Origin of the sequence: Segatella copri (assembly GCF_015074785.1) — a bacterium.
Classification (GTDB): domain Bacteria; phylum Bacteroidota; class Bacteroidia; order Bacteroidales; family Bacteroidaceae; genus Prevotella.
In genome coordinates this window covers 2530856-2551549 of sequence record NZ_CP042464.1, presented here as the reverse complement: position 1 = coordinate 2551549, position 20694 = coordinate 2530856, and the positions used below count along the sequence as shown (strand labels likewise).

Annotated in this window: 13 protein-coding genes; 9 read left to right on the top strand and 4 right to left on the bottom strand. The window is 47.5% G+C overall.

Annotated features, from left to right (window positions below; all coding sequences use genetic code 11):
* The first annotated feature begins 2 nt into the window (after positions 1-2).
* From FO447_RS10750 to FO447_RS10740, 3 genes are all read left to right on the top strand, one after another.
* Entirely contained in the window at positions 3-3314 is a 3312-nt protein-coding gene (locus FO447_RS10750; RefSeq protein WP_119237030.1) for a SusC/RagA family TonB-linked outer membrane protein, read from the top strand.
* A gap of 35 nt (positions 3315-3349) precedes the next feature.
* Positions 3350-5539: a RagB/SusD family nutrient uptake outer membrane protein gene (locus FO447_RS10745; protein WP_200756284.1), complete on the top strand. Its 2190-nt coding sequence runs from the start codon at positions 3350-3352 to the stop codon at positions 5537-5539.
* Between the two features lie 467 nt (positions 5540-6006).
* Positions 6007-6159: a hypothetical protein gene (locus FO447_RS10740; protein ID WP_200756283.1), complete on the top strand. Its 153-nt coding sequence runs from the start codon at positions 6007-6009 to the stop codon at positions 6157-6159.
* 141 nt (positions 6160-6300) lie between these two features.
* Here FO447_RS10740 and FO447_RS10735 read toward each other — a convergent pair whose 3' ends face one another.
* Both FO447_RS10735 and FO447_RS10730 read right to left on the bottom strand, forming a co-directional pair.
* Complete coding sequence (locus tag FO447_RS10735; protein WP_200756282.1) at positions 6301-9066, bottom strand: T9SS type A sorting domain-containing protein; 2766 nt, start codon at positions 9064-9066, stop codon at positions 6301-6303.
* Positions 9067-9161: 95 nt separating this feature from the next.
* The gene (locus FO447_RS10730) at positions 9162-11750 is read right to left on the bottom strand and encodes a hypothetical protein (protein WP_200756281.1); all 2589 of its coding nucleotides are present in this window, start codon (positions 11748-11750) and stop codon (positions 9162-9164) included.
* Between the two features lie 196 nt (positions 11751-11946).
* Between FO447_RS10730 and FO447_RS10725 the strand changes: the two genes are divergently transcribed.
* From FO447_RS10725 to FO447_RS10705, 5 genes are all read left to right on the top strand, one after another.
* Positions 11947-13692, top strand: coding sequence for a polysaccharide lyase (locus FO447_RS10725; RefSeq protein WP_200756279.1), 1746 nt, complete (start codon positions 11947-11949; stop codon positions 13690-13692).
* 60 nt (positions 13693-13752) lie between these two features.
* A complete protein-coding gene (locus tag FO447_RS10720) occupies positions 13753-14370 on the top strand; it encodes a DUF3826 domain-containing protein (RefSeq protein WP_200756278.1) in 618 nt (205 codons plus the stop codon).
* A 43-nt stretch (positions 14371-14413) separates the two neighbouring features.
* Complete coding sequence (locus tag FO447_RS10715) at positions 14414-17182, top strand: DUF6298 domain-containing protein (RefSeq protein ID WP_200756277.1); 2769 nt, start codon at positions 14414-14416, stop codon at positions 17180-17182.
* A 37-nt stretch (positions 17183-17219) separates the two neighbouring features.
* A complete protein-coding gene (locus FO447_RS10710) occupies positions 17220-17477 on the top strand; it encodes a hypothetical protein (protein ID WP_200756276.1) in 258 nt (85 codons plus the stop codon).
* 117 nt (positions 17478-17594) lie between these two features.
* Entirely contained in the window at positions 17595-18167 is a 573-nt protein-coding gene (locus FO447_RS10705; RefSeq protein WP_200756275.1) for an RNA polymerase sigma factor, read from the top strand.
* 171 nt (positions 18168-18338) lie between these two features.
* On the opposite strand, the gene FO447_RS10700 is transcribed toward FO447_RS10705, so the two are convergent.
* Both FO447_RS10700 and FO447_RS10695 read right to left on the bottom strand, forming a co-directional pair.
* Positions 18339-19007 carry a 2-C-methyl-D-erythritol 4-phosphate cytidylyltransferase gene (locus tag FO447_RS10700; RefSeq protein ID WP_200756274.1) on the bottom strand — a complete coding sequence of 223 codons (669 nt, stop codon included), beginning with the start codon at positions 19005-19007 and terminating at the stop codon, positions 18339-18341.
* 67 nt (positions 19008-19074) lie between these two features.
* Positions 19075-19647: a DJ-1 family glyoxalase III gene (locus tag FO447_RS10695; protein ID WP_006847960.1), complete on the bottom strand. Its 573-nt coding sequence runs from the start codon at positions 19645-19647 to the stop codon at positions 19075-19077.
* An 83-nt stretch (positions 19648-19730) separates the two neighbouring features.
* On the opposite strand from FO447_RS10695, the gene FO447_RS10690 reads away from it, so the two are divergent.
* Positions 19731-20621, top strand: coding sequence for an NAD kinase (locus FO447_RS10690; RefSeq protein WP_200756273.1), 891 nt, complete (start codon positions 19731-19733; stop codon positions 20619-20621).
* Positions 20622-20694: the final 73 nt, after the last annotated feature.

The following is a 20694-nucleotide window of genomic DNA, read 5'->3' as shown; positions in this document are numbered from 1 at the left end:
AGATGAAACGTAAATATATAAAGACATTGGCCTTTGGTATGGCACTTACCTGTGCTGTGCCTGCAATGGCTCAAAATAAAGTAGTGCAGGGTACTGTACTCGATGACCTCGGTGAACCTGTTATCGGTGCTACCGTAAAGGTTGCCGGTACCAAGACTGCTGTGATTACCGATATGGATGGTAACTATAAGTTGTCTGTTCCTAAGGGTGGCAAGGTTACCGTTTCTTATATTGGTTTTAGGGATGCTACTACCAATGGTGGTACTATCAAGCTGGTTGCTGACGACAAGACTCTTCAGGAGGTGGTAGTCGTAGGTTACGGTACCCAGAAGAAGGCTCACCTGACTGGTTCTGTAGCCAACATCCCAACAGATGAAATCCAGGACCTTGCTAATGGTGGCTTGGCTTCTTCTTTGGGCGGTCTGGTTAATGGTTTGAGCGTAAGTGGTGGTGAGAGCCGTCCTGGTGAGAATGCCCGTATCATGATCCGTGATACCAACTCATTGGGCGAAGTTGGTTCTACAGCCCAGCAGCCTCTCTTCGTTATCGATGGTTATATCTATCCTAACGATGTAAAGGTAGGTAACACTTACCAGAACCTCGGTGCTGAGGCTTTCAACAACCTGGATGCCTCTGAGGTAGAGAGTATCTCTGTATTGAAGGATGCTTCTGCTGCCGTTTATGGTGCCCGTGCTGCCAATGGTGTTATCCTCGTAACAACCAAGAAGGGTAAGATGGGTGCACCTCGCATTTCTTATAGCGGTTCTTTCGGTTTTACCGATGAGTTTTCTCGTCCTAAGATGCTGAATGCTTACCAGTATGGTCGTTTATACAATGCAGTTATTGCTGAAGACCCAACCAATACTTCCCTCAATAAGACTACTGCCCTTTTTCAGGCTGATGAGTTGGAGGCTATGAAGGGACTGAATTACGACTTGCTCGATAAGTATTGGGAAACTGGTATGACCCAGAAGCACAGCGTAAACGTAAGTGGTGCTACCGATAAGGTGAACTATTTTGCAGGTATATCTTACTTCGATCAGGATGGTAACCTCGGTAAACTCAACTATAACCGTTGGAACTATCGTGCCGGTGTGGATGTAAAAGTAAGCAAGTGGTTGGGCGCTAATCTGACTGTTAGCGGTGACTATGCTACAAAGGAAAAGCCATTGGTAAAGGTGGGTGGATCTGGCGATGAGAAGGACTACAACCTCCTTCTGACCCGTCCTACTTACATGCCTGAATCAGTAAATGGTTATGATCTCCTGGCTTATGGTCCTAGCAATACACAGAAGAACCAGAACCAGCAGTATAACTTTGCTACTTTGCAGAACAATGGCGACTACCGCAAGAACATGAATTCAAACCTGAATATCAGCGGAAGCCTTAATTATGATTTCGGTTGGAGCAAGATTCTGAAGGGATTGAAGTTGCGCTTCTCTTATTCCAAGAGTATCAATACCGATAAGGGTAATGAGTATGGTTCAAACTTCACCCTCTATCAGATGTTGACTCGTTATGGTAGCGGTAACCACCTTTATACTCCTACCAGCGGCGATAATGCAGATTTCGATTACCTGGCAGCGTCTAACTTCAATGGTGTGACAACCAATAATGGTGACTATCTGGCTCGTACCATGGTTCGTACTGATAATTATCAGATGAACTTCACAGCACAGTATCAGCGCGATTTCGGTCAGCATCATCTGGGTGGTCTGTTCTCTATTGAAAAGTCTGAGGCAGAGAGTGAGTACTTGCAGGGAAAGCGTTTGACCCCATATCCTTTCACTACCGGTCAGTATAACTCTGCAACAGGTGAGATGACTACTATGTTTACCCGTAGTGAGAGCGGTACCCTTTCATATATCGGCCGTATCAACTATGCATACGCCAACAAGTATCTCTTCGAGGCTCTGGTTCGTTCTGATGCATCAACCAAGTTTGCTCCAAAGAACTACTGGGGAACTTTCCCTGCTTTCTCTGCAGGTTGGGTAATCTCTGAGGAGAGCTGGTTCCGCAACAAGGTGAAGGGAGTTGACTTCCTGAAGCTCCGTGCTTCCTGGGGTATGACCGGTCGAGACAATACAGCGGCATGGCAATGGATGCAGGTTTATGCACAGGATGCTAACCGTGGTACAGTATTCGAGACTGGTAAGGATTCTGGCAACCGTATCACTATCAACAAGAACAATTCTGCTGTAAATACAGATGTTCATTGGGATAAAGACTACAAGACCAACGTGGGTATTGATGCCCAGTTCCTCAACAACCGTCTGGCTGTAACCTTCGATTACTATTATGAGAAGAACCGCGAGATGCTGATGAATATCAAGCAGACTGTTCCTTCTACCGTAGGTACACAGAGTGCTGCATCCAACATCGGTGAGATGGATTCATGGGGTGGTGAGCTCTCTGTTACATGGAAGGATAAAATCGGTAAGGACTTCAAGTATCGCATCGGTATCAACACAGGCTGGTCTGATAACAAGGTGTTGAATATGGACTGGGTTACAGATTATCTCTATCGTCAGATTACTCCAGGACATCGTACAGACGTAGGTCTTTGGGGTATGCAGTGCATCGGTATGTTCCGCAGCTTCCAGGATATCGAGGAGTATTTCGATAAGTATAACATCACAACTTACATGGGTATGACCAAGGATCAGGTTCGCCCTGGTATGTTGATGTATAAGGATGTTCGTGGTGCTTACGATTCTGAGACCGGTACTTATGCCGGACCTGATGGTATCGTAGATGTAGACAACGACCAGGTAGAGTTGGGTCATCGCAGCAGCAATCTCTATGGTTTGACCATGAATTTGGGTGCAGACTGGAAGGGACTTTCTCTGACAGCTCAGATTGGTGCAAGCTGGGGTGGTTATACCACACTTCCTGGTGCAGCATTGAAGTCAACAGGTAATCTGGAGTATTGCAACATGCCTTCATTCTGGAATCCAGACAATATGTTTGCTTATCAGGATGTATATGATGGCTCAGGTAATCTCGTAGTAAAGGAGAACCGTGAGGCTTACTATCCTAACCTGAAGTATACAGATGTGAATGCTGTTGCGTCTAGTTTTTGGAGAGTAAGTACAGCACGTGTGGCTCTGAACCGCTTGACCTTGGCTTATACTTTGCCAAAGAGCTGGTTGGGTAGCATCGGCATCAAAAGTTGCCGTATCAATATTACCGGTCAGAACCTCATCAGCTTCTACAATCCATATCCAGACAACTTCATGAATCCTATGTCGGGATCATACGGAAGCTATCCTAACCTCCGTAAGTGGACTGTGGGTGTGAATCTCTCATTCTAATGAGATACTTATATAATTTTAAAAAGAAAAGAACAATGAAAACGACAATAAAATTATTCAGTCTTGGTTTGGTTTCAGCCTTGGCTTTCAGCTCTTGTAGTGACAGCTTCCTGGAGGAAAAGAAGAACTATGACAATGTAAATAAAGACGTCTACAACTATTATGAAGGATGTGATGGTCGTGTAAACGATATTTACAGTTGGTGTTTGCCAACAACCAACGATTTGACCTGGAAGTATCCTTCTATGGGTAATGCGGATGAGGCTGGTAAGTCTACTGAGGAATACAGTGGTCTCAGTTCTTTTGTAGACCCACAGGTTGAGCTGAGCTCTACCAGTACCACAAATTCGGTTCCTGATTTCTTCATGGGCGACCAGGCCAATATCCAGGCATCTGTATATGGTAGAATCCGTAATGTCAATGATGTTATCCAGGGTATCAGCGGCAGCACTCTTTCTGAGGAACAGAAGAATGAATTGCTCGGTCAGGTATATTTCTTCCGTGCATGGTGCTATTACAACTTGTTCAAGTGGTATGGCGGTGTGCCTCTGGTTAAGGAAACACAGGATCCTGTAGAAAGTTCTGTTACTCCTCGTGCTACGTCTAAGGAAACTTACGAGTTTATTCTCGATGATTTGAACAAGGCTGCTGATATGTTGGCTGCCAAGACAGAGAATGGCTCGGGATGGTCGGAGAAAGGCCGTGTAACTACTGGTACTGCGTTGGCATTGAAGGGTCGTTTGATGCTTTTGTGGTGTAGCCCACTCTTCAACCGTGCAAACGATGAAAACCGTTGGAAGACTGCTTATGAAACCATGAAGTCCGATTTGGAGCGTATCAACAAGTGTGGTTATCACCTGTATACTGCCAATGACAATGTGAATGGTTCTGCCTTTGCCAAGATGTTTACCGATGGTGGTAATAATCCTGAGGCTGTGTTCGTTACCTTATATAATAATGTAACAGGTGATGGTCTCGATAATCAGAAGAACAACAACTGGGAGCGTCAGATTCGTCCGGCTAATACAGGTGGTAGCGGTAAGAATGCTTCTCTGATGCTGATTAATATGTTCCCGATGTCAGACGGTAAGCTTCCTGAGAGTTGCGATACTTATACCAAGTTGGCACGTTCAGAGAAGACTTTGGATAACGTGACTCCATTCCTGAATCGTGACAAGCGTTTCTACCGTACCTTCGCTTTCCCAGGTTTCCGTTGGGCTTACGATGGTAATGCGTCAGAGCGCGATGCGAACAACCCTTCGGATGGTGCCAACTACGTACTTTGGAACTATGTATGGTATACCAGCATGAATGATGCCGGCAACCCTGAGAGTGGTGAATCTTATGGTGCAGACAACCTGTTGAAGAGTCGTCAGGGTGTATATGTACGCAAGAAGAGTGATGATTTGGATGTTAATTCTACTCCTCTTTATAAGTACGTAGCCCTTGATACCAAGGGGGCTGCTCCATTCGATTCTGCTGCTCCGTTGATTGAACTCCGTTATGCTGAGGTTCTCCTGAACCTTGCTGAGGTTGCAGCAGGTGCTGGCCATCTGGATGAGGCTGTAGGATATGTTAAGCAGATTCGTGAGCGTGCTGGTTATTCAGCTGCTAATTCTGAGGATGATGGTATCACACCTGCAGCTTACAATGATCAGGCTACCTGTATCTCTCAGATTCTCTATGAGCGCCAGATTGAGTTTGCTTACGAGGGTAAGCGTTTCGATGACCTCCGCCGTTGGATGCTCTTCGATGGTGGTACTGGCAAGGTAGAGGGTGCTCCTTCTACATGGACTTTGACTGGTTGGGGTGGCAATACCTGTACATGGCTTGGCTTCAAGGCTTTGAACGGTCAGCGTCGTGAAAATATCCAGTATCGTGTTGCTGATAAGTATGGCGTAGGTGGTACAACTTTCAATTCTGACCCATTGTTGAAAGCTGGTACTGAGCGTCCTAAGGGTGTTGATCTCCGTGAGGATGATTTGAATACTCAGCTCGAGAACTTGTCTACATGGTATAAGGACAACTTGGTAAAGAAGGTACAGAAGGGTGATGGTTACGATTCTAACAAGAATTACCTCTACATGAACTTCCGTCCTAAGTATTACTTCTTAGGCTTCACTTCTGGTGCATCTAATGCCAACAAGAATTTGAAGCAGACCATCGGTTGGGGTGATTACAACAATGGTGGTGCCAATGGTACCTTCGACCCATTGGCTGAGTAATGGCAAGAGAGAAATGACGATATTGTCATAACATAATATATTAAGGTTGCGGGGTGTGTTCTCTTGATAGAGAATGCACCCCGTTTTCTATCTCTGATATTTTCTGTAGGAGGGTGTGTCTAAGTCTGGATAATAGTTGGCGCACAACAGGTGAAATGCACATGCACATCACCTGTTGTGCATGCGCATATCAGCTGTTATGCAAGCGCACAACAGCTGTTGTGCGACCGGAGATACTAACAATCTCGCCAACATATCCTATCTTTTCCAGCAACAAGAAGAGAGGGTGTGCCGTAAGTCCATAATACAGGCTCGCAAGTCCGTTAGGCGTAATAAGTAACGCGAGTCCGCTAGGCGTTCCTGCGGATTTGCAATCCGCAGACAAAAAAGGCTCGACCTCTTTATTGGGGATTTGTAATCCCCAGCCGTAGGCTTTTCATATCTCCAAACTATATTTGCATTTTCGCTTGAGGCGGATTGCAAATCCGCCGGAACGCCTAGCGGGCTTGTCCTCAACTTCTGCCAAGAAGTCTGTTCGCTATAATATGGCTGGCCAGCAGGTGAATGCTTCTTATAAGGGTCTCGTTATCGAGAATGGCAAGAAGTTCGTTCAGAAGTAATCTGACGTGATTCGGTTAGAATTTTAAGATAAAAGAAACGATCATAAAAGGGAGCGCATCACTAATGGTTGCGCTCCTTTTTTTGCATCTCTCAGGATGCTGAGTTATATGAAAAATGCACTTTCTAAGGTGCAGATTGCCTTATTGTATGCAAGTTTTCTTCGAACTGATTACCTTGCCATCCTTCAATGCCTTGATGATATAAACACCTGATGGGAGAGAATCGAGATTCTTGCCTTTTCTCACCTTGATACCTGCAGCATTGTATACCTCGTAGCTATCGGCTGCGATTGAGGTCTGAATGTTTTGAATGCCTGTTGCAGAACCATCTGTCAGATAGAAATGGAAGGTGCGGGTATAGGTACTGATGTTGTCATCATCGCTTACCTTGACAGTATAATCTACGAGCGCCTTTCCACAATCTTCGTTGGCGGTGAAAATATATTCACCCTCGTTGGCACCCGTATCATGACTCATCTTGCTCATCGCATCACCCTTTGCCTCGCATTCAAACTGAGGATTGTTGGTGTAGCCGGCAAAGTATTTCTTCATGTCGATGGTTACGCTTTCTCCCTGTTTGAGAGTGAAGTGAGGCTCGGCAAGCCAGTTGAGATATTCTTCGAGATTGGTGTAGCCATCTGCGTTTTCATCGGCATTTCCGTCGCTTACGCCTTTTACTTCCTCCCACCAGTCTGGCATTCCGTCTTGGTCGGTATCCCAGTTGGCTTCGCGCTTGGCCTCTGTGATGTTCAAGCCCTTGAAACCTTCGCATCCCTTATCTTCTTCGCTGTCGATAAGTCCCTTCTTGCCACTCTGACTGCCTACTGCCGTGGTAGTTCCGGCTAACGTCTCGTTCACCATTCGGGTATCGTGATTATCTAGGAAAGGCTGGTTGGCTCCCACATCGCAGAGCACGTTCTTATAGGCTGCCTTGGCACTCTCGATAGCTGCCAGAGACTCGAAGAATGGTTTCGAAACGAATGGCTCCCAGTTTACTACCTGACCATTTGATGTTTCGACAACATAGGTATCTTTGAGTTTATCTTCTGTCAGGGCTCCATTGCCTGCAGCCTGACGGATATTGCCATGAACGTATGCACTCTGTGTACCGCTTCCAGTGCCTTCAAGCTGAAGGCGGAACAGTTTCTTCTGGGTGGTAGCTGGTCCCATCTTATAATAGTTGTTCACGAAATTCACCTCGTGGCTGCCACCATCCGTAGCACGGCCACCCCAGTTGTAAACCACATTATTAAATACATCGTGATGACCATCGTAAGCTCCTACGCCATCCAGTCCGCCGCTCAAACTCCAGTTTCTTCCTTCGCAATGAGCCAGCAGGTTGTGGTGATAAGAACCTACCTTGAGTGTTGCCGACATTTCGCCGCCGCCGATGGTTGCTGCATATCCGTGGGCTGTACCCGCACTATAGTTAGGATGACCTGCCACATTGAGCGCTTCGGAAATCAGGGTGCGCTGAAGAGTAAGACTCTTGGCGTTGCGGCTTGAGAATGCCTCATCGATGGTCCAGGAGATAGAGCAATGGTCCATGATGGCATTGTCGTTGCCTGCCATTCCCATACCGTCGAGTCCGTTCACTTTATCTTCATCGCTGATAGTTCCTCCGTTGGTCTCCTTATGTCCCAGACGCATGCGGAGGAAACGGGTGATGCCTTCGCTTGCCATACCGAAAGGACAGCCGCGCAGCATGATGCCGTTGCCTGGAGCCGTCTGTCCGGCGATAGTAACGTATTCGTCGCTGCAGGTGAGTCGTTTTTTCAGGTCAATGACGCCCGCCACATCAAAGACGATGGTGCGCGGTCCGGTAGCTTTCTTGATACCGTAACGGAAGGAACCCTCTATCGGATTCTCATCATCGCCATTATCTTCGAGTGTGGTTACGTGATAAACGCTTCCGCCTCTGCCGCCCGTAGCATACTTACCATATCCTTCTGCACCAGGGAAGGCTAGATGACGTGGACGGAAGGTCCATACATCACCTTCGTATACCATGCCGGCAGCATCTTCCTCGTCGATTCGCCAGTAATAGGTGTTGAGGTTGGATGTCTGGTTGAACGTATATTTTGCCTCGGTAGTTGTAGCTACTTCTGTAAGACTGTTGGCATCTGTACCTATCAGGACATGGTGCTTGACGGCTTTTTCGGCTGAAGTCCAGAAGATGGTGAGCGATCCGTTATCGGCATCGGCATGATAATCTCTGTTCTCCGGATAAGGATCTGTAGCTGCTGTCTGTGGATTCGGACGGTCGAAGATGAGGGCGTTGATGGTGAGCGAGGTGGTATAATTGCCGCTCTTGTCATCGCTGGCACTCGGTGTGGTAACGTAAGAGATGACGACATCCTTTCCCTCTTCAGCTACAAAAGTTACGTACGACATGCCGCAGGCTGATGGAGTCAGGGCTCTGTTGGTCTGTGCGATGCCTTCCTGCTGTCTGGTGCCGTTGACGTATACATCGAGCTTCGGTGCATTGAAACTATCGTTGTTGTTATGGTAAGCCATCAGCGAGTGCTTGCCGGTGCTCAGTCCTTTGAGGGTGATGTTGAGGCGGACGGCACCTTCGGTTATCTGTGGGGTGTTACCGTCTTCGTAACCATAGATGGCAAAGCCGTCGGCGATGAGCTTGGAACTGCTGAGTCCGTTCTTGAACCAGCATGATTTCAGTCTTCTGCCTGCATAAGAGGCATCATTAGCCAGCGTGATGGTGATAGGATTTCCGTCAGCATCTTCTACTTCCTTCGATTCTGTTTCGCAGGTGTTTACTGCCCATGCTGTGTACTCGGGTTCATTGACCTGTGACTCGGAACGACCTGCCAGATTGAAGTCGATTCTCTGTGCCGATGCTGTCAGTGCTGAGACTAAAGCCATCGAGAATAATACTTGTCTTTTCATGTTTTACCTTAAGTTTGAAAGTTGTTTATTTTGTTTTTATTGATTCTTTGGGATTAGATATTGTTTGGTGTTTCATCTTTTGTGTTTCCACATCGCTATTGGGTAATAGCGATGTGGAAAGTACGTTGCAGGGATGCCACCTGGTCTTTGTCGGTTGCCTTCACCTTGATGTCGATGAGGCAGTCGGCAGCCTTTTTGTTGAGGCTGATGGTGAGGATTCCCTTCTTATTGAGTTTCATCTTGCCTTCCTGTGGCTGGATGCTGTTCTCCAGAGTGAAGACTGGCTGCTGGTTGTAACCGGCGAAATACTGCTTCAGGTCGATAGTCAGCTTATTGCCTGCTGAGGTGATGAAATGTGGTTCTGCAAGCCAGTTGAGATAACGCTCCAACTGGGTATATTCGCCATCGGTCAACTCGTTGTTGTCGGCTGCTGACGGGTTGGTACCAGCCAGCTTCTCCCACCAGTCTGGCATTCCATCCTGGTCGGTATCCCAGTTGGCAGGGCGACGGTCGGTGAGTGCTTCAAACTCCTTCCAGGCATCGTTGCCGGCATCCAGGTTATCATCTATCAGTCCCTTCTTGCCAGTCTTGGAACCAACATATTTATAGGTTCCGTTCAAGGTTTCTTCTACCATGCGCTGGTCGTGCTGGTCGATGCAAGGCTGGTTGGCTCCCACATCGCTCAATACGTTCTTGAAGGCAGCGCGGGCACTTTCTACCTTGGCATAGGATGGGAAGAATGGTTTGTCGGTAAATACCTTCCAGTTGACTACCTGTCCGTGAGAAGTTGTATATTTGTAGGTTTCGCCTTCCTTGTCGCTGACCAGTTCTCCATGCTTTCCTGCCACAGCTCCTGCATTCTGTTTCATATCGCCCACATAGTTCTGGCGGATATTATCGTGCATGTAGTAAGCCTGACTTCCCTGACCGGTACCTTCCAACTGGGCATTGAGGATATATTTCATGCTGGTGGCTGGTCCCATCTTGTAATAGTTGCCTACGAAGTTTACCTCGTGGGCTCCTCCATCACAGGCGCGGTTGCCCCAGTTGTATACTACATTATTAAAGAGGTCGAGCTTTCCGGCATAATATCCGGCTCCGTCCAGTCCGCCACCCATACTCCAGTTTCTTCCTTCGTTGTTGGCAAGCAGGTTGTGGTGGAATGAGCCTACATTACCACCGATGGTTGCAGCATAACCATGCTTGGCGTTGACATAATTCTGATGACCAGCCTGGTTGAGTGCTTCTGAGATGAGGTTGTGCTGGAAAGAGATGTTCTTGCCGTTGCGGCTGGAGAAAGCCTCGTCGATGGTCCAGCCTACCGAACAGTGGTCGATGATGGTATTGTCGCAGCCTGCAGCGCCCAGTCCGTCGAGGGTAATGGTCTTGCCGTTTTTATCGAGATATTTTCCCAGTCGGAGACGGATGAAGCGGAAGATGCCTTCTGATCCGAAACCGAAAGGATGCTCACGGAGAAGGATTCCCTTGCCGGGTGCAGTCTGTCCGGCTACCGTGATGAATGGGTCGGAACAAACCAGACGGTCTTTCAGGTCGATGATGCCGGCAACATCGAAGACGATGGTGCGAGGTCCCTTAACCTTGGTAATTCCGTATCGGAGAGAGCCCGGCTGCGGATTCTCAGGGTTATCTTCTAAAGAGGTAACGTGATAAACCGAACCGCCACGACCGCCGATGGCAAATCTTCCATATCCCTCGGCACCTGGGAAGGCAAGACGGCGTGGACGGAAGTTCCATACTTCGCCCTCTGAAACCTTGCCGTTGGCATCTACCTCGTCTACACGCCAGTAATAATCGTTGGCGCTGCTGAGACCGGTGGCTTCGTAAGAAGCATTATTTGTGGTGGCAACCTTCTTTAACTGGTTGGCGCGCTGTCCTATATAAATAAGGTGTTGCTTGGCACCTTCGCCGGTTTGCCAGCGAAGAACAACCTTGCCTCCTTCTGCGTTGACATGAAGATCATCATCGGCAGGGTAAGGGTTGAGAGCGGTGGCTTTCGGGTTGGCTTTGTCGAATACCAAACCATTGATGGTGAGCGTGTTGTTTGCGTTATCCACACCTTGCAGCTGATAGTGGATAACTACAGGCTGGTCGTCGGTTACATCAAATTCAATGTACGACTGGCCGCTCTGCGATGCCTTCATCTCTCTTACGGTCTGCTTGATGTCCTGTGCAAGAATCTCCTGCATCATGCTCTTCTGCTGGATACGCTTCTTGCCTTTCTTAACGGTAGTTATCTGTTCTTTCTCTCTGGAAACCTGGATAGAAGGAATATTGCCGGTAAGTCCGTCTACGATGTTGTGATAGGCAAGGAGAGAGTGATGACCTGGTTTCAGACCTCGGATGGTGATGCGGAGCTGGGCATTATTGCCTTTTGACGGATATACTACGATACCATCGCTGGTGAGTCGGTCGCCCAACTGTATGCCCTGCTTAAACCAGTTGGATTTGATAATCTGGTCTTTTACGGGTGCGTCGAGCGTAATCTCCAGTCCACCCAGAGCAAACTGGTATGTATTGCCCTGCTTCACACCAACAGGAGTGAAATTGAGGGCAGTAACTTCAGCAGCCTTTCTGCTGGCTATGTTGAAGTCAACCTGCTGCGCCTGGCTTGAAAGCGCCATCAGCGAAGCGGCAACTAAAGGAAAACATCTTCTGTTCATCATTTTTCAATTTTATGTTTTCTGTTTTATGTTTCAATAAAATAATAGATAAGTAACTTTCGTTTACCTATTATAGTTATAAGACGTTCCTGCGGATGAAATGTCGCCACCTGTTCCCGAAAAAAATGCGCATGTTCATTGAGGACAAAAGAAAGGGAAAGGCGTCTTTAAGATATAATGAACAAACAATATTAAAACAATGCAAAGAAGTAAGAAGATTTTCGCTGCGATGGCATTGACTATCTTGCCAGCAGCAACTTTCGCTCAGTATCCTACTATCACAAAGGAGGCTCAGGCGAAGATTGATTCTATGCAAGCTGCATGGACTGCCCATTCTGATTCTGCTTGGGCTGTGGCTTTCCCTATTGTAAAACAAGAGGCAATGGCAGGACGTCCTTATGTGCCATGGGCTTCCCGTCCATACGATTTGCGCCAGGCTAAGATTCCTGCATTCCCTGGTGCTGAGGGTGGCGGTATGTTTACCTTCGGTGGCCGTGGCGGCAAGGTGCTGACTGTGACCAATCTCAATGATGCTGGTCCTGGTTCTTTCCGTTGGGCTTGCGAACAGGGTGGTGCCCGCATCATCGTCTTCAATGTATCGGGAAATATTGTGTTGAAGACTCCAATCATCGTCCGTGCTCCTTATATCACCATTGCCGGACAGACAGCTCCAGGTGAGGGCGTAATGGTTTCGGGTGAATCTTTCCAGGTTGATACCCATGATGTCATCGTTCGCCACATGCGTTTCCGCCGTGGTAATACCCATGTATGGTATCGTGAGGATTCTTTCGGCGGTAATCCGGTAGGTAACATCATGATTGACCACTGCTCTTGCGAGTTTGGTCTGGATGAGAATATCTCTTTCTACCGCCACATGTTCGATTTGCACGATGGTAAGCCAAAGCGCAAGGTGCCTACGGTGAATGTAACCATCCAGAATACCATCTCTGCCAAGGCACTCGATACATGGAACCATGCCTTTGGCAGTACAATCGGTGGAGAGAATTCTACCTTCATGCGTAACCTCTGGGCGGATAATACAGGCCGTAATCCTTCTATCGGATGGGGTGGTGTGTTCAACTTTGTAAACAACATCGTTTACAACTGGGTACATCGTACAGCAGATGGTGGTGAGTTCTCAACCATGAGCAACTTCATCAACAACTATTATAAGCCAGGACCTCTTACTCCGAAGGGTGCCATTAGCTACCGTATCGTGAAGAGCGAAAGCCGAAGCAACAAACTCTTCCCTTGGGCTCAGTATGGTCGTATTTATGCTGAAGGAAATATCGTAGAAGGCAACGAGGCTGTAACCAAGGATAACTGGAACGGCGGTATTCAGATTGCTGACAAGGATCTTCCAAATGGAATACCTGCAGATGTAAAGGCTCTGATGCGTTCTAACGAACCATTCGTCATGCCACACATGACCATTATTCCTAAGGACCAGACTTTTGATAAGGTGCTTGAGAGTGTGGGTGCAACTATTCCTTCCCGCGACATCGTGGACCAGCGCATCGTAGAAGAGGTTCGTACCGGTCAGGCTTACTATGTAAAGAAACTGCCTAAGAAGAATCCATACGGCGACTTCTGGGGATTGGCTGACAAGTCGAAGGCTGAAGATGGCAGCTTTAAGTACCGCCGTCTGGACAAGGATTCCTATAAGTTGGGTATCATCACAGATATCTGCCAGGTTGGCGGATTCCCTAAATATAAGAAGGTGAAGCCATACGTAGATACAGATGGCGACGGTATGCCTGATGAGTGGGAGATTGCCAACGGCTTGAATCCTAACGACCCTAGCGATGCCAACAAGGATTGCACTGGTGACGGATATACCAATATCGAGAAGTATATCAACGGTATCAGCACCAAGGAAAAGGTGGATTGGACTGACATGAAGAACAACCACGATACTTTGGCAGAGAAGGGAAAACTCCTGTAAATCAGAAATGAATGCCCGGAGTTGTTTCTCCGGACTCATTTCTTAATGCATGACAAGAATATGAAAAAACTTTTGAGAAATAAGTTGTTAGGCGCAGCCTGTCTGCTCTTGCTTCCTTTGGGAGCAGGAGCACAGGTACAGCTCGACAGCGTGGGGCGTGATGCCAAGTATGTGAACAACATCATCGCCCGTTCGCAGAAAATCGTGGATGCGCTGCAACTGACTGATAAAAGTAGCAAGCAGAATGTGCTCCACATCATCTGTAACCGTTATTTCCTGCTGAACGATATCTATGAGAAGTTCGGCAAGAATAAGGCTGAGCGTGATGCGGAACTCTATAAGCACCACTTTGAATTTGCTGCCAATCTGGAAAACTATCTCTCAGAGAAGCAGGTAGAGCAGGTGAAGGATGGTATGACCTTCGGTGTCGTTCCGAAAACCTATCAGGCTCATCTGGAGATGATTCCTTCTCTGAAAGAAAACGAGAAACTCCAAATTCTCAATTGGTTGAAAGAAGCTCGCGAGTTTGCCATTGATGCTGAAAATTCCAAGGCTAAACATGGCTGGTTCGGAAAATACAAGGGACGCATCAATAACTGGCTCACTAAACGGGGCTACGACCTGAAGGCAGAGCACGAGGGTTGGTATAAGCGTATTGAAGCGGCAAAGAAAAAATAAACAGTTTCCGTAAGGTTATAAAAACTCTGATGAAACAAGAGGTATGAAAAGATTATTTTCTATATGGATATTTACGTTAGTAGGGGTTGTGCAAATCTTTGCGCAACCCTTCGCGTTTGATTTTAGCTACGTGGGCTACCAGCAGAGCGAAAAGGAGATTCCGGATGCGGACGTTGTGGTCTTCGTAAAATGGAAAGAAGGCGACCAGAGCGCTCGCATACAGAAAGCCATCGACTTTGTTTCTGCCCGCAAAATGGATAAGAAGACGGGACTACGAGGGGCTGTCTTGCTCGATAAGGGTGTATTCGAACTCTCACAGCCGCTTCGTATCCAGACTTCGGGCGTGGTGCTGAGAGGTACTGACCGCAATCAGACGGTGCTATATAAAAAAGGTGTAGACCGTGAGGCGGTGGTGTATCTGGAAAGCGAAAAGCAGATGCAGACGCTGGGCGAACCCATGAAATTGTCTGCTCCCTGGAAGTTGGGAGAGCGGAAAGTGACGCTGCCTGCTGGCTGCAAGATGGGCGATGAGATACTGATAGTACGTCCTTCTACCAAGGAATGGATTCAGAAGATGGGCTGTGCTGACTTCGGTGCAGGCAAGGATCTGGGCTATTGGGGCTGGCATCCGGGAGAAATCGATGTGCGCTGGACCCGTAGTGTGGTTTCTGACGGAAAGGGAGGATTGCAGTTGGATGCTCCTTTATCCATGTCGCTCGGTCAGGATGATGCGGAATGCTTCGTTCAGCGCATCGCCGGTAATGACTGGCGCTTGAAGAATGTGGGTGTAGAAAATCTCACGATAGATTCTGAATATGATACTACCAATCCGAAGGATGAAAACCATGCCTGGGAGGGTGTATATATTAATAAGGTGAAAGACGGTTGGGTAAGAATGGTGAATTTCCGCCATCTGGCTGGTTCGGCAGTCGTAACCCAGCGTGATGCTTCCCGTATCACGGTAGAGGATTGCATTTCTCAGGCTCCTGTCTCGGAAATCGGTGGCTACCGTCGTCGCACTTTCCTCTGTATGGGCGAACAATGTCTGTTCCAGCGTTGCTATTCTGAACAGGGCATGCACGATTTTGTGGCTGGTCTCTGTGCTGCGGGTCCTAATGCCTTCGTACAATGCGATGGTTATGAATCGCTGGGTTATAGTGGTGCAGTGGGACCTTGGTGTACAGGATTGCTCTTCGATAATGTGAATATCGATGGCAACGACATCAAGTTCTGCAATCTCGGTCTCGAAGGCTACGGCATCGGATGGAATACAGCCAACAGCCTCGCTTACCAATGTACGGCTGCCGGAATCTTTGCCGACAGCATTCCTGATGGCAGCAACAACCATGTGTTTGCCTGTTGGGCGCAGTTTAATGGTTCTGGCGATTTCCAGCAATGTAACAATCATGCCAAACCATGGAGCCGCTTTGCCTCTCTTCTGGAGAAACGACTGGGTAGGGATGTCTCTGCCCAATGTCGTGTGCTGGAGAGAGAACGCAACAATGTGAGCAACAATCCTACCTATGATGTGGCACAGAAGATGGTAGAGGAGGCTCGCAAACCTCGCATCACCATGCAGATGTGGATAGCAGACAGCGCCCGGTTCATGGCTTCTGTTTCTCCTGTCAAGGCTATGGCTGTGGATAAAATCAAGGAACGTTCTAAGAAAAAGGCGGACCTTGCCCATGCCGGGAAGCCTGTCTTCGCGATAAAGGAGGGTAAGATCATGGTGGCTGATACGCTGTTGAAGGGTGCAAGAATGAATACCCCTTGGTGGAACGGACGTGTTCGTTACTCGGCTTTCCCTAAGATTGCCGATGCCGTGACCCGTTTTGTGCCGGGAATGGAGGGACAGGGCACTACCACCCGTGTGGATAGTGTGGTGGCTCATCTTCGTGATAAGCATGTGGTGCTCTTCAATCAGAACTACGGCTTGTGGTATGACCGTCGCCGTGATGACCACGAACGTGTGCGCCGCCGTGATGGAGATGTCTGGGCTCCGTTCTATGAGCAGCCTTTTGCCAGAAGCGGACAGGGCACGGCTTGGGACGGACTGAGTAAGTATGACCTTACAAAGTTGAATCCGTGGTACATCAGCCGCATTGAGGAATTGGCAGAAAAGGGAGCCAAGAATGGTTTGCTGGTTATCAACCAGCACTATTTCCAGCATAATATTCTGGAGGCAGGTGCCCATTGGGTAGATTGTCCATGGCGCCCGGTCAACAATATCAATGGTACGGTGTTCCCTGAACCTGTTCCTTTTGCCGGTGATAAGCGTGTATGGATGGCTGAATACTTCTATAATATAGATAATCCGGTGATGCGCCAGCTGCATAAGCAGTATATCATGAAGATGCTGGATGCCTTTGCTGATGAGCCGAACGTGATTCAGTCGATTGGTGAAGAGTATACGGGTCCTTATCATTTTACGAAGTTCTGGTTGCAGACCGTTGCCGAATGGGAGGCTAAGACGGGCAAGCATGTCTGGGTGGCTTTGTCGTGCAACAAGGATGTGCAGGATGCCATCCTCCAGGATCCGGGGTTGAGAAAGGTGGTTGACATCATTCATATTGAACAGTGGTATTATACCCAGAAGGGACTTTATGCTCCTGAAGGAGGCAAGAATCTGGCACCTCGCCAGTATCAGCGTCGCCTTCGTCCGGGCAAGGTTACTTATGATGATGTCTTCAAGAGTGTGAGCGAGTATCGTCAGGCTTATCCTGAGAAGGCTGTCATTTACAGTGGGGCTTCGGCACCCGAGAATGGCAAGGCGGTGATGGATGCCGGCGGCTCCTGTCCGAATGTGAAGTAATATGTAAGATGTAATAAAAGTAGAGAAGATGAAAAGAATGATGATAACAGAATCTGTAAGAAATCTTTTATTGGATTCCGACTTTCTGGAGTCGGTACTCGGTTCTCCTATCGTAGAACCGGATGCCAACTCTGGGAGGCCGGCATTTTCTCGAAAGTTTGAGAAAATGTATCTTCCTGCCGAAATAGAGCAGGCAAAATATGTTCTTCTTCATCTTGACGAGATTTCGGGCTTGTTGTCTGAAACAGACATAGAAGAACTGAAAAATCGCATAAAAAGCCATTTGTACCCTTAAAATGGGAGGAAAAATACACTGAATACCAATTTTTCCCATTCATTTACCTGATTTTTCCTTAGAGTTTGCCGTATTTAGGCTACTTTTGCACCATCAACAAACAAAAGTACACCTAAGATGAAAACAAGCTACAATAACATCAGAGAAAGAGAGGAAGCAGCACAGACGTTGCTCGCTGCCTATCGTCAAGGCGACCAGAACGCTTTCATGTCTTTATATGATATGTACGCGGAAATGTTGCTCAATTATGGTCTGTGTATTACATCAGACAAAGAACTTGTAAAAGATTGTGTACAAGATGTGTTTATCAAACTCATCTCTAAAATCCAGGATTTACAAGTTACAAAGGTAACCTCTTACCTACTCATTTCTCTCCGCAACAGATTGCTGGATGAGTTTCGCCGCAAGAACTATATGACAGAGACTGCGGTGGAGGATATCCGTATCTCTACAACAGTAGAAGATGTGGAAAACTCTTATATCCTTGATGAAAGTTCACTCAATAATGTTCGTAAGGTACAGATCCTGATGGATGAGCTGACACCACGCCAGCGCCAGGTGTTCACCTTATATTATATAGAGCAGCGCAAATATGAGGACATCTGCGACATCATGCAGATGAACTATCATAGTGTACGCAACCTGGTACATCGTGGCATGTTGAAGTTACGTGCAGCCGTAGCAGTATAAACTCTTCTGAAGGAGAAAGGTGTTTGACTGATGTTATTGGTAGACCCGAAATAGAGATTTGCACTTTTAGGTTAGTGATTATCAAAAATAGGTTTATTATAGTTATAAAAAATAGGCAGGGGACTCCGTGAGGAATCTCCTGCTTTTTGTTTTATGTCTTGTTGTTTCGCTTTACCCCAGCAACGCTTCAGCTATCTTGATGTCGAATGGGGTAGTAATCTTGATGTTCTCACGGTTACCCTCTACCATTGCAACCTGACAGCCAAGACTTTCTATCACCGAAGCATCATCGGTGAACTGTTCCTTGTATTCCTGGTTGAAAGCCTGCTTTGCCAGACCGATGTCGAAGGTCTGGGGAGTCTGCACCACGCGGTAATCGCTGCGCAGCACATTCTTTCCGCCTCCGTGCTGGTCGATATAGCGCAGGGTGTCGGTTACGGCATATACAGGGATGGCTGCATATTCTTCGCGAGCCGTCTCGAAACATTCTTCAATCACTTCCTTAGATACGAATGGGCGCACACCATCGTGAATGCCCACAACGCCATCTTCATCATCAGGAATGAGAGCCAGTCCGTTTTTGGATGACTGGAAACGGGTGTCGCCACCATTAGCTATCTGGTGCTTGATGCTGAAATGATGCTCCTCGCAGAGCTGGTGCCAGTATGCTTGCTGACTCTCCGGCAGAACCAGGATGATGTTCAATGCAGGATCATATTCATGAAAACGCTCTATGGTGCGCATCAGGATAGGCTTGCCCGCTACCGGCAAGAACTGTTTTGGAATCTCACTTCCCATGCGGAGGCCCTTGCCTCCGGCTACTATGATTACGTAATCCATTTTTTAAGTGAAGAGTTAAAAGTGAAGAGTGAAGAATTCTAATTCTGCCTTTCTTCACTCATTGTTATTACTTGCTCTGCATGAGATGATCATACATCATGCCATCCTGCAGGGCAGCTACGGTTTCCTTGCTTACGAAATAGCTCAATATCTTATAGGCGTATGGGAGGGTTGCTGCAGGACCTTCGCCCGTAATCACGTTGCCGTCTTCCTGGAAGAGGGTGGCGGTATATTCGGTGTTCTCGCCGAAATACTGCTCGAAACCAGGATAACAGGTAGCCTTCTTTCCTTCGAGAATGCCTGTGCTTGCCAGAACCATTGGGGCTGCGCAGATGGCACCGATTCGCTTACCAGCCTTGTGCTGGGCGATGAGCGCCTGGCGTACACCTTCGTGTTCGTTGAGGTTTGTACTGCCTGGCATTCCGCCCGGAATCATCAGCATGTCAGCATCTTCAAAGCTGGCAATATCCTCAAACTTCAGGTCAGCCTTGATGGTAACACCATGCGATGTTTCTACCCATTCAGTACCCGTTACACTTACAGTCTTGATGTCTACACCACCTCTACGGAGGATGTCAACCGGAGCCAATCCTTCGATTTCCTCGAAGCCATTGGCAAGAAATTCATATACCTTTGCCATAATTTATTCGTTTTTTGTTTCGTTATTCGAATTATATTATTACCTTTGCAAAAGTAAGAATAATAATTGAAATAACAAAATAAATGGCACAGCAACATTTAAAATTCGCAATATTTGGTAATGAATACCAGGCTAAGAAGTCGGCTTCGATAGAGAAAATCCTTCTTTATCTCGAAAAGAAGGAGGCTGAAGTTTATGTGGAGAATGCTTATTACGAGTTTCTTACCCGCGACCAGCATCTCGATGTGAAGGCGGCTGGGGTGTTCGAGGATTATAACTTCGATGTGGATTACGTCATCTCTATGGGTGGTGACGGTACCTTCCTGAAGGCAGCGAGCCGTGTGGGAGCCAAGGGTACACCTATCATCGGTGTGAATATGGGCAGATTGGGCTTCCTTGCCGATGTGCTGCCTAGTGAGATAGAGTCGGCGCTGGACAGTCTTTATGCTGGTGAATGTCTGATAGAGGAGCATGCGGTGATTCAGGTTGAGGCTGAAGGAGGCGTTCTGGCTGGCAATCCGTTCGCACTCAACGATATTGCCGTGCTGAAGCGTGATGATGCTTCGATGATTTCCATCCGTACGCATGTAGATGGCGAATTCCTCGTCACTTATCAGGCGGATGGTCTGATTGTTACTACGCCAACCGGTTCTACGGCATACAATCTCTCGAATGGCGGACCTATCATCATTCCGCAGAGTGGTAGCATCTGTCTTACTCCGGTAGCTCCTCACAGTCTGAACATCCGGCCTATCGTAATCAACGATACGGCAGTCATCACGCTCGATATCGAGAGTCGCAGCCACAACTATCTGGTAGCCATCGATGGTCGTAGTGAGCGTATGACGGAGGAAACCCGCCTCATTATCCGCAAGGCTCCTCATAGCATCAAGATTGTGAAGCAGCGCAACCAGCGTTACTTCTCTACCCTGAGAGAGAAACTGATGTGGGGGGCTGACCAGCGCGAAAGATAAGTAGAATAAGAAAATAATTAAAATAAGAAAAGAGGTATATCCCGAAGATGAATCTTGGGTATACCTCTTTTTC

What these genes read in the sequence shown, in the direction of transcription:
- FO447_RS10750 (WP_119237030.1), top strand. Translation starts at nt 3, where the DNA reads ATGAAACGTAAATATATAAAGACATTGGCCTTTGGTATGGCACTTACC.
- FO447_RS10745 (WP_200756284.1), top strand. Translation starts at nt 3,350, where the DNA reads ATGAAAACGACAATAAAATTATTCAGTCTTGGTTTGGTTTCAGCCTTG.
- FO447_RS10735 (WP_200756282.1), bottom strand. Translation starts at nt 9,066, where the DNA reads ATGAAAAGACAAGTATTATTCTCGATGGCTTTAGTCTCAGCACTGACA.
- FO447_RS10730 (WP_200756281.1), bottom strand. Translation starts at nt 11,750, where the DNA reads ATGATGAACAGAAGATGTTTTCCTTTAGTTGCCGCTTCGCTGATGGCG.
- FO447_RS10725 (WP_200756279.1), top strand. Translation starts at nt 11,947, where the DNA reads ATGCAAAGAAGTAAGAAGATTTTCGCTGCGATGGCATTGACTATCTTG.
- FO447_RS10720 (WP_200756278.1), top strand. Translation starts at nt 13,753, where the DNA reads ATGAAAAAACTTTTGAGAAATAAGTTGTTAGGCGCAGCCTGTCTGCTC.
- FO447_RS10715 (WP_200756277.1), top strand. Translation starts at nt 14,414, where the DNA reads ATGAAAAGATTATTTTCTATATGGATATTTACGTTAGTAGGGGTTGTG.
- FO447_RS10710 (WP_200756276.1), top strand. Translation starts at nt 17,220, where the DNA reads ATGATGATAACAGAATCTGTAAGAAATCTTTTATTGGATTCCGACTTT.
- FO447_RS10705 (WP_200756275.1), top strand. Translation starts at nt 17,595, where the DNA reads ATGAAAACAAGCTACAATAACATCAGAGAAAGAGAGGAAGCAGCACAG.
- FO447_RS10700 (WP_200756274.1), bottom strand. Translation starts at nt 19,007, where the DNA reads ATGGATTACGTAATCATAGTAGCCGGAGGCAAGGGCCTCCGCATGGGA.
- FO447_RS10695 (WP_006847960.1), bottom strand. Translation starts at nt 19,647, where the DNA reads ATGGCAAAGGTATATGAATTTCTTGCCAATGGCTTCGAGGAAATCGAA.
- FO447_RS10690 (WP_200756273.1), top strand. Translation starts at nt 19,731, where the DNA reads ATGGCACAGCAACATTTAAAATTCGCAATATTTGGTAATGAATACCAG.